General features: G+C 63.5%; 15 protein-coding genes. 12 read left to right on the forward strand and 3 right to left on the reverse strand.

Annotation, left to right across the window (positions count from 1 at the left end; genetic code table 11):
• Positions 1-7 precede the first annotated feature (7 nt).
• Both CAP13_RS02275 and allD read left to right on the forward strand, forming a co-directional pair.
• Positions 8-1,300, forward strand: a complete 1,293-nt coding sequence (locus CAP13_RS02275) for a dicarboxylate/amino acid:cation symporter (RefSeq protein WP_245798864.1) — start codon at positions 8-10, stop codon at positions 1,298-1,300.
• 63 nt (positions 1,301-1,363) lie between these two features.
• Positions 1,364-2,416, forward strand: coding sequence for an ureidoglycolate dehydrogenase (gene allD, locus CAP13_RS02280; protein ID WP_085830041.1), 1,053 nt, complete (start codon positions 1,364-1,366; stop codon positions 2,414-2,416).
• A gap of 78 nt (positions 2,417-2,494) precedes the next feature.
• Here allD and CAP13_RS02285 read toward each other — a convergent pair whose 3' ends face one another.
• Positions 2,495-3,412: a BadF/BadG/BcrA/BcrD ATPase family protein gene (locus tag CAP13_RS02285; protein WP_085830042.1), complete on the reverse strand. Its 918-nt coding sequence runs from the start codon at positions 3,410-3,412 to the stop codon at positions 2,495-2,497.
• Between the two features lie 26 nt (positions 3,413-3,438).
• Complete coding sequence (locus tag CAP13_RS02290; protein WP_085830043.1) at positions 3,439-4,470, reverse strand: hypothetical protein; 1,032 nt, start codon at positions 4,468-4,470, stop codon at positions 3,439-3,441.
• A gap of 111 nt (positions 4,471-4,581) precedes the next feature.
• Here CAP13_RS02290 and CAP13_RS09830 point away from each other — a divergent pair, with 111 nt between their 5' ends.
• The 9 genes from CAP13_RS09830 (at position 4,582) to CAP13_RS02330 (ending at position 12,280) form a co-directional block, all read left to right on the forward strand.
• A complete protein-coding gene (locus CAP13_RS09830) occupies positions 4,582-4,755 on the forward strand; it encodes a hypothetical protein (RefSeq protein ID WP_179184893.1) in 174 nt (57 codons plus the stop codon).
• A gap of 913 nt (positions 4,756-5,668) precedes the next feature.
• Positions 5,669-6,079: a hypothetical protein gene (locus CAP13_RS09615; RefSeq protein ID WP_143764873.1), complete on the forward strand. Its 411-nt coding sequence runs from the start codon at positions 5,669-5,671 to the stop codon at positions 6,077-6,079.
• 784 nt (positions 6,080-6,863) lie between these two features.
• Positions 6,864-7,388: a 50S ribosomal protein L10 gene (rplJ, locus tag CAP13_RS02300; protein ID WP_085830045.1), complete on the forward strand. Its 525-nt coding sequence runs from the start codon at positions 6,864-6,866 to the stop codon at positions 7,386-7,388.
• 96 nt (positions 7,389-7,484) lie between these two features.
• A complete protein-coding gene (gene rplL / locus CAP13_RS02305) occupies positions 7,485-7,862 on the forward strand; it encodes a 50S ribosomal protein L7/L12 (protein WP_085830046.1) in 378 nt (125 codons plus the stop codon).
• 224 nt (positions 7,863-8,086) lie between these two features.
• On the forward strand, positions 8,087-9,082 hold the full coding sequence (locus CAP13_RS02310) for a glutamate ABC transporter substrate-binding protein (RefSeq protein WP_085830047.1): 996 nt from the start codon (positions 8,087-8,089) through the stop codon (positions 9,080-9,082).
• A gap of 112 nt (positions 9,083-9,194) precedes the next feature.
• Complete coding sequence (locus tag CAP13_RS02315) at positions 9,195-9,854, forward strand: amino acid ABC transporter permease (protein ID WP_085830048.1); 660 nt, start codon at positions 9,195-9,197, stop codon at positions 9,852-9,854.
• Positions 9,851-10,708 (forward strand): amino acid ABC transporter permease, encoded by an 858-nt coding sequence (locus CAP13_RS02320; RefSeq protein ID WP_085830049.1) that lies wholly within the window; start codon positions 9,851-9,853, stop codon positions 10,706-10,708. The genes CAP13_RS02315 and CAP13_RS02320 overlap by 4 nt, the downstream gene beginning before the upstream one ends.
• Positions 10,709-10,761: 53 nt before the next feature.
• A complete protein-coding gene (locus CAP13_RS02325) occupies positions 10,762-11,517 on the forward strand; it encodes an amino acid ABC transporter ATP-binding protein (protein ID WP_085830050.1) in 756 nt (251 codons plus the stop codon).
• Positions 11,518-11,521: 4 nt separating this feature from the next.
• Positions 11,522-12,280: a gamma-glutamyl-gamma-aminobutyrate hydrolase family protein gene (locus CAP13_RS02330; protein ID WP_085830051.1), complete on the forward strand. Its 759-nt coding sequence runs from the start codon at positions 11,522-11,524 to the stop codon at positions 12,278-12,280.
• Positions 12,281-12,483: 203 nt separating this feature from the next.
• Here CAP13_RS02330 and CAP13_RS02335 read toward each other — a convergent pair whose 3' ends face one another.
• Positions 12,484-12,771, reverse strand: coding sequence for a GNAT family N-acetyltransferase (locus tag CAP13_RS02335; protein ID WP_085830052.1), 288 nt, complete (start codon positions 12,769-12,771; stop codon positions 12,484-12,486).
• A gap of 234 nt (positions 12,772-13,005) precedes the next feature.
• On the opposite strand from CAP13_RS02335, the gene CAP13_RS02340 reads away from it, so the two are divergent.
• Positions 13,006-13,911, forward strand: coding sequence for a UTP--glucose-1-phosphate uridylyltransferase (locus CAP13_RS02340; RefSeq protein WP_085830053.1), 906 nt, complete (start codon positions 13,006-13,008; stop codon positions 13,909-13,911).
• Positions 13,912-14,007 lie beyond the last annotated feature (96 nt).

Consider the following 14,007-nt stretch of genomic DNA (forward strand, 5'->3'; position numbering starts at 1 on the left):
TGAAGGGATGAAACGGTTCAGGTACAATGCGACGGTTGCCATCGCACTCGCCCTCGTCCTCGGCGTTATCGCCGGCCTGGTGGGCGGTAGCGTTATGGGGGAGATCGGCTTCGTGGGCGAGATCTTCTTCTCGCTGGTTCAGATGTGCATGGTTCCCTTTGTCATGGGGCAGATTATCGCAGCGGTGGGCTCTCTCACCCCGAGGGAGCTCGGAAGCATCGGCATCAAGGCCATCGCGCTCTTCTTCCTCACCTCGCTCCTGGCTGCGGCGTTCGGAGTGCTCACAGCCGAGATCTTTAAACCTGGGATCACAGCAGACGGCGCTTCGCTGGTTGCGCATGCCTCCAGTGATCTCGAGGTGGCCACGCTGTCGCTCAAAGACACGCTGACGAGCTTCTTCTCCAAGAACATCGTGTCCTCCATGGCTTCGGGCGCCATGGTCCCCTGTATCGTGTTCTCCATCTTCTTCGGCGTGGCGTGCAGCGTCTACCGCGAGCATCATGAGACGTCGCACGTGTACTCCTTGATCGAGGAGATGAACGAGCTGCTGCTCATCATCATCCGCGCGGTCATGAACGTCGCACCCATCGGCGTCTTCGCCTACGTCTCAGCGAGCGTTGGCGCGCTTGGGATTGACGTGCTGATCTCGGTGGGCAAGTTCATCCTCGTGCTCTTCGGCACCTCGATGGTCTTCTGCGTTCTGTGGTACGTCTTCGTCGCCATCTACTGCAGGCTTCCGATTGGGAAGCTGTTCCGCAAGACCGTCCCCATGGTTGTCATGGCGGCGGCCACCATCTCGTCGGCGATGACGCTTCCTGTTGAGATGGAGGATGCCAAGAAGAAGATCGGCCTGCGTCGTGACATCTGCGATCTGGTGCTCCCACTTGGCATGCCGCTCAACAGCAACGGCAAGGCGTTGCAGCTTGCGGTCACCGCGATGTTTGTGGCCCAGCTCTACGGCATCGAGTTTACCGGTCCCGCGCTCATTCACTGCGCGGTCATCAGCTGGCTGCTCTCATTTGCCAACGCTGCGGCCCCCGGCGGAACGCTCATCTCGCTCACCATGCTGTTCCCGGCCCTCGGTCTGCCTATGGATGCGATCGCCATCGTCGGCGGTCTCGAGTACATCACGGCTGGTATCGGAACGCCCCCGAACGTCATCTCCGACGTGTTCTGCGGCATGCTCGTCGCCAAGCATGAGCCCAACGGCATCGACCGCGATATCTTCTTTGGCCGCAAGGAATACGTCGAGCCGACCGACGAGCCTGACGTGGCATCAGAACCGCCCGTAACTCAGTAAACCCCGGGCCGGCATCCGTCGGCCGCGGTTACAACTAATTCCCGTCTCGAAAGGACAAAGGACATGCTCGTTGCACGCGAAGAACTCAAGACCCTTATGAAGAACAAGTTCGTGGCCGCCGGCCTCTCCGAGGAGCACGCCGAGCAGACGGCCGAGGTGCTCACCTGGTCTTCCGAGCGCGGTCTTCACAGCCACGGCGAGGTGCGCGTCGAGTACTACACCGAGCGCATCGCCAAGGGCGGCATCACCCACGATCCGCAGTGGACCTGGGAGCAGACCGGCCCCTGCTCGGGCATGCTCGACGGCGACAACGGCTGCGGCTACCCCTTCGCCATCAAGGGCCTGGAGTACGCCATGCAGATGGCGAAGGAGAACGGCATCGGCGTCGTGGGCGTGCGTCGCGTCTCGCACACCGGCGCGCTCGGCTACTACACCGAGATGGCCGCCAAGAACGACCTCTGCCTGCTCACGATGTGCCAGTCCGACCCGATGGTGATCCCGTACGGCGGCGCCGAGCCCTTCTACGGCACGAACCCCATCGCGTTCGGCGCGCCCACGGCTGACGACCGCTTCGTGAACTTTGACATGGCCACCACCGTGCAGGCCTGGGGCAAGATCCTCGACGCCAAGAGCGCCGGCCGCTCCATCCCCGACACCTGGGCCGTCGATGTCGACGGCCGCCCCGTCACCGATCCGCATATGGTGAACGCCCTCGTTGCCATCGCCGGGCCCAAGGGCTACGGCCTCATGATGATGGTCGATATCCTCTCCGGCGTGCTGCTCGGCGTGCCCGCGGGCAAGAACGTGTCCTCCATGTACCACGACCTCTCCGAGGGTCGCGACCTCGGCCACCTGCACATCGTGATCGACCCGGCGCGCTTCGCGGGCCTCGATGCGTTCAAGCAGCACATGTCCGAGGTGCTCGACGAGCTCTCCGCTGTGAAGCCCGGGCCCAATGCCGACAAGGTCTACTACCCCGGCGAGCGCGCCCTCATCCGCAAGGCGGCCTGCGACGCCGCCGGCGGCATCGAGATCGTGGACAGCATCTACGACTACCTGACGAGCGACAAGCTCTACATCAACAGCTGGGACCACAAGAACCGCTTCGCCGAGTAAGTCGACGATTCTCAACACAGATGAACGCGCCCTTCCGGCCTCTAGCTGGGAGGGCGCTTCTTTATCGCTTCTGCGACCTCATAGCTCCCGTATCGACCGCTCGAGCAGCAGGGCCGCGCCTGCTTCGGGGCTCCAGAGCGGCGGGGTGATGCGGAACCGCGCGGGGAGCGCCTGCCTCAGCGGGTCCAAGATGAACGCTCCCGCCTTGAAGGTACCGCCCACATAGGAGACGGGGATCTTGCTGCCGTCATCGGGGAAGATGCTGCAAGCGATGGTCGTGATGAGGCCCGCCTCCTCTTCGGCGGCGCGCTTGAGGATTTCCTGGGCACTTGGGTCCCCCGCGGTGGCCGCTGCGGTGACGAGCGGGGCGAGCGCGGATATGGCACCGCGTTCGGAGAAGTGTGTGTTCGCGAACGCGATGAGTTCGAAGGGGTCTGTGAAGCCTAGTTCCTCGTTGACGAGATCAAAGAGAGGGCCGCGTGTCGCGCGCCCATCCGCCTGCCGGGCGTAGGCGTAGAGTGCCTCCTTGCCGAGCCATCCGCCGCTGCCCTCGTCGCCGAGGAGGTAGTCCCAGCCGCCGCACCGCATTGAGCGCCCGGCGCAGACGCCGTAGGCGATAGAACCCGTGCCCGCGATAAGGACGATGCCGGCAGCGAGGCCTAGGCCCGCTGCCCAGGCCACCTCCACATCGTTCACGACGATGAAGGGTGAGTCGCCCGCGATCTCGGCGCAGATTCGGTCGATGGCACGGGTTGATTCCGCACCCTCGCCGTAGCCGCAGATGCCGAAGGCGATGCCTAGGGGTTCGTCGCCCGCTACGTTTTGTGCCCACGTGAGCGCCTCGGCGAGGACACTCTTCATGCCCTCGAGGCCCACCTGCGCGTAGTGGCAGGTGGGGAGGGTGATTGAGTCGAGGGGGACGGGGGAGCTTCCCTCAAAACGGAACAGGGTACAGGCGGTCTTCGTGCCGCCGCCGTCGATGCCGAGATGGAACATAGCGGGTCCTTTCGCAGCTCAGGGGCTCAGGGCGCGGGTTTGTGTTTGGAGCGCCGCATGCTCCACCCGATCAGGAGACTGCGGAGTGTGGCCGGGAGGGGCTGGGCGGCTTCTATCAGGCCTCTCCGCGCGGCGAGCACCTGTGCGCCCGGTGCCCCGTAGACCAGGGCTGCCTCCAGCACGTTGTACCCGCCGCGTACTGCACCGATCAGCCGATCGATGGCCTCTGAGCAGTTCCGACGCAAGCAACCCATGCGTGGTGCATGAGCAGCTAGCAAAATCAGGTCGCCTCCGGTCACGGTAACCCCGCCGCACCAGATCGCCCCGACGTCATGGCACCACTTGTGCAGCTCGGTGAGGGCCGGAATGAGGTCGCTCGGCTTACCCTCATCGGTGGTGCCGATGGCGTAGACGCGCGTCCCTCGTTCGGGGGGCAGTCCAGCGGTGCTGAGCCCTGCAAATCTCGTTCCCGCGCCGATTTTCCCATGCGATCCGAAACCGATGACCAGAGTGTCGAGGTTGCTGAAACTATGCGTGCACGGCATGGGGATGCGCCAGATGGGTGATTTCCCCGTACTGTTGCGCTCTTCCTGCCGGGGCTCAGCTCCAGATGTATCCGCAGGCTCCACGGAGACCGTCTCCGGACTTACATCATCCGTCTCAAATGAACGCGAAGGGATGATGACCTCGTAGAACGTGGGAGGCTCATCGACCTGCACGCTGATGTCGGAGACGCGGTCATAAGCGAGGAGCGCCTCGGCAAAGTCATTGAGCAGGAAGCGCGTGGCGTATCGTTCGCCTGGTGTGTTCACATCGACGAGGCCGATTCGCCGCGCGGGAGATCGGGTGATGGTCGGATCAGGGGCGGCGGGGAACGGTGAGCCAGGGGTGCCGTGCTCAGATGCCTCGGCCGGGCCCGCACTGCTTGAGCCGCGAAGGAAGTCTGCGTCTATCTGAGTAGGAGCCTGTGCAGTTTGATCTGCCGTACCGGACCCTGCGGCATGTGCGGCCTCGTTCGCCGCGCCCGTGTTGTCGGCTTCATCCGCTTCGGCGTGCATCGGTCTCCCTTCGTCTGTTCCTCAGTGTGACAGATGCGCCGCGGTTCGCATACGACGCCACAGGGTACGTGAGATCGCCGTGAGCTCGATGAGCTCAAGGAGGGTGATGAGGTGACGCTCACCGATGTCGACGGCAACGTGTTCACCTACGTCGCCGTCGTGCGTGAGGCCCTGCCTGCCGATGCGAGCACCGAGATGCTCACGGGCAACTACGCACTGACGCTCTTCACCAGCACCTTTGGCGGCGAGCAGCGGATCGCCGTGAGGTTCGACCTGCAAAGCTAGGCTCGATTTGGCACGGAGATCGACGGCGCCCAGTGCCTGTTGCGCAGTGTTTGAACGCGATTGTGGTCAAAACCATCAACTTCTTGGGCAAATTGGGCAGCGACGGATACGATCATCCAGTGGTTTCCTGCGGAAATGATGGCTCCGGGGCCGACTGGTCTCGTCGAGTGGAGAACCCGTCGATCTTTTCCTGCGGTTTCTTCGTTTTGAAATCACGCAAATGCCCAAGAAGTTGATGGTTTTGGCCAACGTTCTGTTCAGTCGTGAGAACTGACTCAAGATTCGATGCAAAGACGTCTTGCAAATTCATTAACCCCCTAGTTGAATCTGGGGAGTGGTTGCAGGGTCAATACGATATTGTGTCTCCATGGGATTCTGCGTATGTGACATAAGCGCCCTTGAGGTGTTTCGCGCCAGCGGTCGGCTGCTGCCCGATCTGCTTGAGCGCCCGAGGACGGCCAAACTGGACCGGTGCTCCGTCCTGCCCGCCGCGATACTGGAAGATGAGATGGTGCGACTCGGCGTTACGGACAAGCCGTATCACCTGCTCGTTGGATCCGTGTCCCAATGCCATCGCCGTCGCTCAGACATTGTGCTGTACACATGCGAGCGTGATCTCTCGCCCCGCTCTATCGTTCGCCTGTCAAACGACGCGCACGTGGTGGGGCCCGAGCTCCTTTTTCTTGAACTGGCGTCACATAGGACCATAGACGAGCTCGATCTTGCATGTATCGGCTATGAGCTGTGTGGCACATACGTGCTCGACCATTCATGGGATGGCTTTACTAATACGAACGTCCCGATGACATCCGTCACGCGAATTAAACGGTTTCTCGATCGGTCATCCAATGCAAGAGGCGTGCGTTGTGCTCGTAGAGCCCTTGATCTCATGCTAGATGGAGCGCATTCGCCCATGGAGACCATCATGGCGCTGTTGCTATTCACACCGCAGCGCATTGGTGGCGCGGGGTTCGAAGGGGCGCGCCTCAATTACCGCGTCATGACATCCGACGGTCCGAAGCTTGTCGATGCTGCTTTCCCTGGTTTAGGAGTAGGGCTGGAATACAAAGGCCGAGCTTATCACTCTATTGAGGCATCGGGGCGGGATGACCGAAGGCAGAACCGTCTTGTGGGAGCTGGCATGACGATACTCAATGTCTGGTATGAGGACCTTGCTGACGAGCGCCACCTTGATGCGCTTGTCCACGATATTGCGCGTGCACTCGGAGTTCGCCTTCGCTGTCGCCGTAAAGACTATGAGATGCAGCGTCGCCTCCTCCATCACCGGCTTCTTCCGTCCATTCGACAGTTTGCAGGTGAATAGAGTGCAAGCTGCATGATGCTCCCTTCGAGTGTGACGGGGAGTTGGTTGAGGCGAGCGTTGGTTGGGATAGGGTGCGAAGCTCTGCGCGGTCGCGGTGCAAAGCGCTCGTGGCACCTTGGATGATACGCATACCTTTGCTTCTAACGTGGATTCAGATGTCGCCCTCCCGTGCAGGGCTCAAGCCTTAACTTCAAAAAGACTTGGGCTGCATAGACGAACGCATTGCCTCTGGTAACAATATGGAACGGATATTCGAGACAGTGGTCAAAACGATCAACTTCTTGGGCAAATATCTACATGCTCGGCGATGCAAAACAAAACGATCCTGCGGAAACAATGCAGTGAGTTCGAGTCGGGGTAGAGGCGAGCCGCAAAAGAAGATCGGATCCTGCGGGTTTTATAAGTTCACTGCGGAGCGTTGCCCAAGAAGTTGACTGTTTTGACCAGTCGCTCTGAAATCCGCGATGGGCACGGCGTTGCGGGTGGGATTTGTGCTCGTCCGGTGGGGGATCGAGCGGGTTTGATGTCGTGGCCACTACCGCCTTGACGCCTCGCCCCGCCCTCTGGCATACTCTCAACGTTCAACGCACGATTCGCTGCCAGAGACAGCTGGTGCCAAGGGGTCTCGCCCCACGGCATAATGGGGTTCCCGCCAGCCGAGGTGGTCGATAAGTCAACTGACTTCTCGCCCCCGTCGCTCTTGCAGCGCGGGGGTTTCTTTTTTCGAGACGTCCGCGTCATCTGCGCGGGTCGTGCCCGGGAAAGCGAAGAAGGAGGTGTACCTATGGCAGTAAAGCAGTACAAGATCGACAAGGTCACCGAGATCGAGTCCCACATCGAGGCTAACGCTGGCGTGTTCGTCGTCAACTACAACGGTCTGACGGTGAAGCAGGCGCAGGATCTGCGTCATCAGCTCCGCGAGGTCGGCGCCGAGATGAAGGTCTACAAGAACAACCTCGCGCGCATCGCCCTCAAGAACCAGGGCCAGCCCGAGATCGACGAGCTCCTCGTCGGCCCCGTCGCCTACGTGTTCTATGAGACCGAGCCCGTCGAGGCCGCTAAGGTCCTGAAGGACTTTTCCGCAGCAGCGAAGGACGTCCTCAAGGTCAAGGGCGGTATCTCCGAGGGCAAGGCCGTCACGGCCGATGAGGTCAAGGCCATCGCCGAGCTCCCCACCAAGGATCAGCTCCTCGGCCAGATCGCTGGTCTCATCAGCGGCTTCTCTCGCGACATCGCTGTGTGCGTCAATGGCGTTTCCGGCGGTCTCGCCCGCTCGATCCAGCAGGTTTCCGAGCAGAAGGCTGCCTAGCAGCAGCGCGGTATCGCCGCGCACCCGCCGCGCCACCCGCGCGGCGTCACAGAAAGATCTCCGCGCCGCCCGGCGCGGGAACCGAAAGGATTTGAAATGGCTAAGCTCACCACCGATGAGATCATCGAGGCTCTGAAGGAAATGACCCTGCTCGAGGCTTCCGAGCTCGTCAAGGCGATTGAGGAGACCTTCGGCGTCTCCGCCGCCGCCCCGGCCGCCGTCGTGGCCGCCCCGGCCGCCGGCGAGGCCGCCGCTGAGGAGAAGACCGAGTTCGACGTCGTGCTCGAGGGCTTCGGCGACAACAAGATCCAGGTCATCAAGGTTGTCCGCGAGCTCACCAGCCTTGGCCTCAAGGAGGCCAAGGAGGTCGTCGAGGGCGCTCCCAAGGCCGTCCTCGAGGGCGTGAAGAAGGAGGACGCCGACGCCGCCAAGGAGAAGCTCGAGGCCGCCGGCGCCGCCGTCACCCTGAAGTAACTTCGGTCTCATACCGAATCACCCGCGGGTGCATGAGGGCCGATCCGGTTCGTCCGGGTCGACCCTTTTCTTTCTGCCGATTGAAAATAACCCTTTAACCCTGTGGGATATTATGAATTTTTTTGACCTGCGCATATGTGTATAGAATCGGTATCTCGTTGGTATACTATCGAGCACACAAACCGAAGGTGGGACGCTGTCTCACCTATGGGGAAGGGTTCAACATGAAGAACTCCGCAAGCAATTTCATGCCCAACCGCCGCCAGGTGCTCGGCCTCGGTGCCGTGGGCACGGTCGCCGCCCTCGGCCTCGCCGCCTGCGGCACCACCAACAGCACCTCGCCCTCAACGGGCAGCGCCGCCACCTCGGGCAGCAGCTCCGAGGACCAGGTGGCCGAGCTCGACGCCACCGCCTACGACAAGCTGATCGCCGCCGGCTCCACGGCCGATGACGCCACCATCGCCGCCAGCACCTGGGCGCAGAAGATCAAGGACGCCGGCTCCATCCGCCTGGGCGTCGTCCAGACCTCCGCGCTCTTCAGCCTGCTCAACGAGAAGGACGGAAAGCTCCGTGGCTTTGATGCCGGCATCTCCCAGCTGCTGACCCGCTACATCCTGGGTGACGAGAGCAAGGCCAAGACCACGCAGGTCACCTCCGACACGCGCGAGTCCGTCCTGGAGAACGACCAGGTGGATGCCGTCTTCGCAACCTACTCCATCACGGACGACCGCAAGAAGGTCATCTCCTTCGCCGGCCCCTACTACCAGAGCCAGCAGTCCATCCTCGTGCTCGCCGATAACACCGACGTCACGAGCGTGGACGACCTCTCGGGCAAGAAGGTCGCCGTGCAGTCCGGTTCCACCGGCCCCTCGATCATGGAGGAGCTCGTCCCGGACGCCACCCTCCAGGAGTTCAAGACCGATGAGGAGGCCCGCAACGCCCTGCTCCAGAAGCGCGTTGACGCCTACGTCATCGACCGCAACATGCAGCTCGGCGCCATGATCAAGCAGCCCGGCAAGTACAAGCTCGCCGGCGAGCCCTTCGGTCCGGTGGATCCGTACGGCATCGGCATGCCGCTCGACTCCGATGGTGTCTCCTTCGTGAACGACTTCCTCAAGAAGATCGAGGACGAGGGCACCTGGGAGGAGCTGTGGAAGATCACCATCGGCGACCGCGCCGGTGTCGACGAGGTCCCCACACCGCCCACGATCGGTGCGTAAACGTAAACGATGTGAGAACGCTGCGCGGTGACGCCCATGGGTGTTGCCGTGCGGCGCGATGATCATGGGGGCCGTCCACGCGTGATGGCCCCCGATGGTTTGGGGGAGGGATATGGGGTTTTCCGAGCTTTGGTCCACCTACGGTGAGAACTACATATCAGCGCTGATCACAACCTGGGGTATGACCGCCGTCTGCTTCGTGTTCGTGATGGTGCTCGCCGTGCTCGTGACGGTGCTGCGCGTCTCGCCGTTCAAGCCGCTCCGGTGGGTCGGCGATTTCTACGTGCAGGTCTTCCGCAACATCCCCGGCGTGTCGCTCCTCATCATCGTCGTCTACGCCCTGCCGTACCTCAACCTCACCCTGGACTACCTGCCCAGCGTGATCGTGACGGTGGTGCTCGTAGCCTCGGCCTTCGGCTCTGAGAACTTCATGAGCGGCATCAACACCATCGGCGTGGGCCAGATCGAGGCGGCCCGCTCCCTCGGCATGTCCTTCGGGCAGATCCTGCGCCGCATCGTCATCCCGCAGGCCCTGCGCTCCGCGGTCCTGCCGATGACGAACCTGCTCATTGCGGTGATGCTCACCACGGCCCTCGGCTCACAGGTCCCCCTGGACACGCCCGAGCTCACCGGCGTGGTCTCCTATATCAACACGCGATCTGCCGGCGGCATCCTCGCCTTCGCCGTCTCCGCGCTTGGCTACGCGCTCACGGCGCTCGCGATCGGTTTCGCCGGAAGCCGCCTCGATCGGAAGGTGAGGGTGCTCAGATGAGCGTGAACGCACGGTCAGCGCAGTTCTCCATGCGCGACGCCCTCTACGAGGAGCCTGGTCCGCGCACACGGCGCCGCATCCAGATCGGCACGGCCATCGCGGCCGTGGTGGTTGCGGCCCTACTCGTCGTCGTGGTGCATCAGTTCTGGGCGACCGGCCAGCTCGATCCCCAATACTGGTTGTTCTTCACGCAGGGGACCACGTGGACGTTCCTCTTCTCGGGCTTCCTCGGCACCCTGAGCGTCTCGCTCACGGCAGCTGTGATCGCCATCTTCCTGGGCTTCCTGCTCATGCTCGGTCGCATCAGCGGCATCCGCCCGCTCGCGGCTGTCTGCCGCATCGTGACGGACTTCTTCCGCGGGGTGCCGAGCCTGCTGCTGATCTACTTCTTCTTCCTCGTGGTTCCGCAGTACGGCATCAAGCTGCCGGCGTTCTGGATGATCACGGCGCCGGTGGCGCTCGCGGCGTCCGGGGTCCTCGCCGAGGTGCTCCGCGCCGGTGTGAATGCGGTGCCGCGGGGGCAGACCGAGGCCGCGCTCTCTATCGGCATGCGCCCCTTCCGGGCCCGCATGCTGATCGTGGTGCCGCAGGCCATCCGGTTCGTGATCCCCTCGCTCATCTCGCAGCTCGTGGTCGTGGTGAAGGACACCACCCTCGCCTACGTGGTGAGCTACCCCGATCTGCTGCAGAACGCCCGCGTCCTCATCACCAACTACGACGCCCTCGTCTCCACCTACTTCGTGGCGGCCATCATCTACATCCTGCTGAACTATGCGATCAACCAGCTTGCTGTCCTCGCCTCGAAGAAGACCGGATCAGGGCGGGTCGACCGCATGACCCAGAACTCAACCTGAGGTAGCTGCTGACCCCCGCCCCCACGCCCACCCCTCCATTGATCGGAGCGTCCATGACCACCCAAGACACCACCGCGCCCGTCATCGAGCTGCGTCACGTCGAGAAGTCTTTTGGCGATATCCACGTCCTCAAGGACATCAACCTTGCGGTCAAGACCGGCGAGGTCGTGGTCGTCATCGGACCTTCGGGGTCGGGAAAGTCAACGCTGTGTCGCACGATCAACCGGCTGGAGTCCATCGATTCAGGTGAGATCCTGATCTCGGGCAAGCCCCTTCCCGAGGAGGGGGCCGAGCTCGCGGCCGTCCGTGCCGAGCTTGGCATGGTGTTCCAGAGCTTCAACCTCTTTGCCCATATGAGCATCCTGCGCAACGTCACCATCGGCCCGACGGAGGTCCTGGGGATGAGTCGTGCGGATGCCGAGCGCGAGGCCATGGAGCTGCTCGAACGCGTCGGTGTGGCCGACCAGGCCGAGAAGGTGCCGGCCCAGCTATCAGGAGGCCAGCAGCAGCGTGTGGCCATCGCTCGCTCGCTCGCCATGCACCCCAAGGCCATGCTCTTCGACGAGCCCACCTCGGCCCTCGACCCCGAGATGATCAACGAGGTTTTGGACGTTATGGTGCGGCTCGCCGGTCAGGGCATGACGATGATCGTGGTCACGCACGAGATGAGCTTCGCCCGCCGCGTCGCCGATCGCGTGGTCTTCATGGCAGACGGCCAGATTCTGGAAGAGGGCGCGCCCGAGGAGTTCTTCGAGAACCCGAAGACCGAGCGCGCCCGCGAGTTCCTCGATTCCATCAGGGGGCACTAAGTACATGCGGAAACCGCTTATCCTCATCACCCCTCGAGTCGAGTCACGTCCGCGCAGTCTACAGGCCCCCGAGCAAATGAGCACGGAATCCGGTGTCGCCGACGTCTTCGTGGACGCCATCTTCGCCGTCGGTGGAGTTCCGATGCTGATGGGCATCACCAAGGACAAGGAGACCATCGACGGCTACCTCGAGATGGCCGACGGTATCGCCATTCCCGGCGGTCATGATGTCAATCCGGAGCTCTGGGGCGTCAAGGACTACCATCACCCGGAGTTCCTCTGCCCCCGTCGCGACCGGTTCGAGCTTGCGATCATACGCCGCGCCATCGAGGCGGGCATCCCGCTGTTCGCCACCTGCCGCGGCATGCAGATCATGAACGTCGCCCTTGGCGGGACGCTCGACATGGACGTCCCCAACCGGGACCCCCGGCCGGGCACGGCCCTCTGGCGGCATGCGGACATCCTGAACGATCCGGCGCACCCGGTTGAGGTGCGCGAGGGGTCGCTCCTGCAGCGGATCGTGGGGGAGCACAGCCTCATCCAGGTCAACTCCGCGCACCACTGCTGCGTCGACCGGCTGGGGGAGGGCGTCAAGCTCGTTGGCGAGGCCACCGACGGGGTGCCCGAGGCCATTGAGCTCGATGGACCTGCGTTCGCCCTTGGGGTGCAGTGGCATCCCGAGTACACCTGGTCGAAGGTCGAGAGCGACGCCGCACTCTGGCGGTCGTTCGTGGCGGCTGCTGCAGAGCGGGCGGCCCGGTAGGCACAAGGCTCCGCCTAGCCTCCGTCTCTCGCGGCGTACGGCACCGGTTCCGTCTATAGATTTGGGCGGCATAGGTGTCGGCTGCCGTCGGCGGCGGTTGAGCGGGATATACGAGGGCCCGCGCGCCACCCTCCATCCGCAATGGACAGCCTGCACACCGCGCATCGAGTCCGCTCTTAAAGCGCGTCGCCCCTTGAGTTTGTCTACGCCAGCAGATCGGCCCGTTCGGGGTGCTTCTCGAACCAGTGGATGGCGTAGGGGCAGGTCGCCCGGGCCCGCTTGCCGTCCCGCTCGATGATGGCGACGGCGCGGTCGAGGAGCTCACCGGCGACACCCTGACCGCGCAGCGAGGGGTCGACGAAGGTGTGGTTGATATCCGCGATACCTGGCTCGACAGTGGGGAAGGTCACCTCGGCGAGGATCTCGCCTGCCGCGCCCTCGCTCTCATCGGAGATGAATTCGACTCGGTCGGAGTATTCGACAGCGTGCATGAGCTCCTCCTCGTGGTAGACCCCGGATGGGGCGCGATCGCCGCTCAGCGCCGCAAACGGCCTTTTCGACCGTCCTGAGCGGTGTGTACATTTGGGCTCCTTCTGCATTTCCTGTCGGGTAACAGGGGAGCGCGGAGCGTCCTTGCTATGATAGCGTGCAGCATTTCGCCACGGGTCGGCCGTGGCGCAGTCGGTTTCCGCCAGGGGCCCGCGGTCCCTCGAAAGGACGTTCCCATGAAGGCCATCATCCCCGCCGCCGGTCTCGGCACCCGCTTTCTCCCCTCCACGAAGTGCACTCCGAAGGAGATGCTGCCGGTGCTGGACAAGCCCGTCATCCAGTATGTGGTCGAGGAGGCGCTCGAGCCCGAGGAGATCGACGGCGTCATCATCGTCACGAGCCCCGGCAAGCCCGAGCTGCTCTCTTACTTCCAGCCCGACCGCTCGCTCGAGGCGCTGCTGCGTGAGCGCGGCAAGGCTGAGTACGCCAACGCGGTGGCCGAGGCCGGTGGCATGCCGGTCGACTTCCGCTACCAGTACGAGCCGCGCGGCTTGGGCCACGCCATCAGGAGCGCCGCCGACGCCACCGCCGGTGAGTCCTTCCTCGTGCTGCTTGGCGACTACGTGGTCCCCAGCCGCTCTATCTGCAAGGCGATGCTCGAGGTGAGCCAGGCCCACGGCGGTGCCTCCGTGGTCGCCGTCGCCCCCTGCGCTCCCGAGGACGTCTCGCGCTACGGCGTGGTCGCGGGTGAGCGCGCCGGATCGCTCGCCGGGTTCGAGAGCGTGGGCGACGAGGAGCCGGGCGCCGTCTGGCGGATCTCCGGCCTGGTTGAGAAGCCCGCGCCCGCTGATGCCCCGAGCAACCTCTACATCGTCGGCCGGTACCTTCTCTCGCCGCTCGTGATGGACCTCCTGGCCGATCAGGAGCCCGGCAAGGGCGGGGAGATCCAGCTCACTGATGCCATGGCTCGCAGCCTCGAGCGCGAGGCCATGTACGCCGTCGTGGTCGATCCGCTGTCCGGGTACGACACGGGCACGCCATCCGGCTGGATGGCCACGAACGCCCTGATGGCCGCCTCCGACCCGCGGTTCGCGGATGAGTTCTGGGCCGCCATCGACGAGCGCGGCGGTCTCGGTCGCTAGGTTCTGCGGCGCATCAGGCGGGCCTGCTTTGGACGGAGTGAGGTCGGCGGATGCGCCCTGTGTCCAGTGGGTTCGAGCCAGCGCGCGAGGCTCGGG

The organism is Collinsella vaginalis, from assembly GCF_900176655.1.
In the GTDB taxonomy this organism is placed as follows: domain Bacteria; phylum Actinomycetota; class Coriobacteriia; order Coriobacteriales; family Coriobacteriaceae; genus Collinsella; species Collinsella vaginalis.

Bases quoted from the DNA above. Each gene is read 5' to 3' on its own strand.
- CAP13_RS02275 (WP_245798864.1), top strand. From the start codon at position 8: ATGAAACGGTTCAGGTACAATGCGACGGTTGCCATCGCACTCGCCCTC.
- allD (WP_085830041.1), top strand. From the start codon at position 1,364: ATGCTCGTTGCACGCGAAGAACTCAAGACCCTTATGAAGAACAAGTTC.
- CAP13_RS02285 (WP_085830042.1), bottom strand. From the start codon at position 3,412: ATGTTCCATCTCGGCATCGACGGCGGCGGCACGAAGACCGCCTGTACC.
- CAP13_RS02290 (WP_085830043.1), bottom strand. From the start codon at position 4,470: ATGCACGCCGAAGCGGATGAAGCCGACAACACGGGCGCGGCGAACGAG.
- CAP13_RS09615 (WP_143764873.1), top strand. From the start codon at position 5,669: ATGGAGACCATCATGGCGCTGTTGCTATTCACACCGCAGCGCATTGGT.
- rplJ (WP_085830045.1), top strand. From the start codon at position 6,864: ATGGCAGTAAAGCAGTACAAGATCGACAAGGTCACCGAGATCGAGTCC.
- rplL (WP_085830046.1), top strand. From the start codon at position 7,485: ATGGCTAAGCTCACCACCGATGAGATCATCGAGGCTCTGAAGGAAATG.
- CAP13_RS02310 (WP_085830047.1), top strand. From the start codon at position 8,087: ATGAAGAACTCCGCAAGCAATTTCATGCCCAACCGCCGCCAGGTGCTC.
- CAP13_RS02315 (WP_085830048.1), top strand. From the start codon at position 9,195: ATGGGGTTTTCCGAGCTTTGGTCCACCTACGGTGAGAACTACATATCA.
- CAP13_RS02320 (WP_085830049.1), top strand. From the start codon at position 9,851: ATGAGCGTGAACGCACGGTCAGCGCAGTTCTCCATGCGCGACGCCCTC.
- CAP13_RS02325 (WP_085830050.1), top strand. From the start codon at position 10,762: ATGACCACCCAAGACACCACCGCGCCCGTCATCGAGCTGCGTCACGTC.
- CAP13_RS02330 (WP_085830051.1), top strand. From the start codon at position 11,522: ATGCGGAAACCGCTTATCCTCATCACCCCTCGAGTCGAGTCACGTCCG.
- CAP13_RS02335 (WP_085830052.1), bottom strand. From the start codon at position 12,771: ATGCACGCTGTCGAATACTCCGACCGAGTCGAATTCATCTCCGATGAG.
- CAP13_RS02340 (WP_085830053.1), top strand. From the start codon at position 13,006: ATGAAGGCCATCATCCCCGCCGCCGGTCTCGGCACCCGCTTTCTCCCC.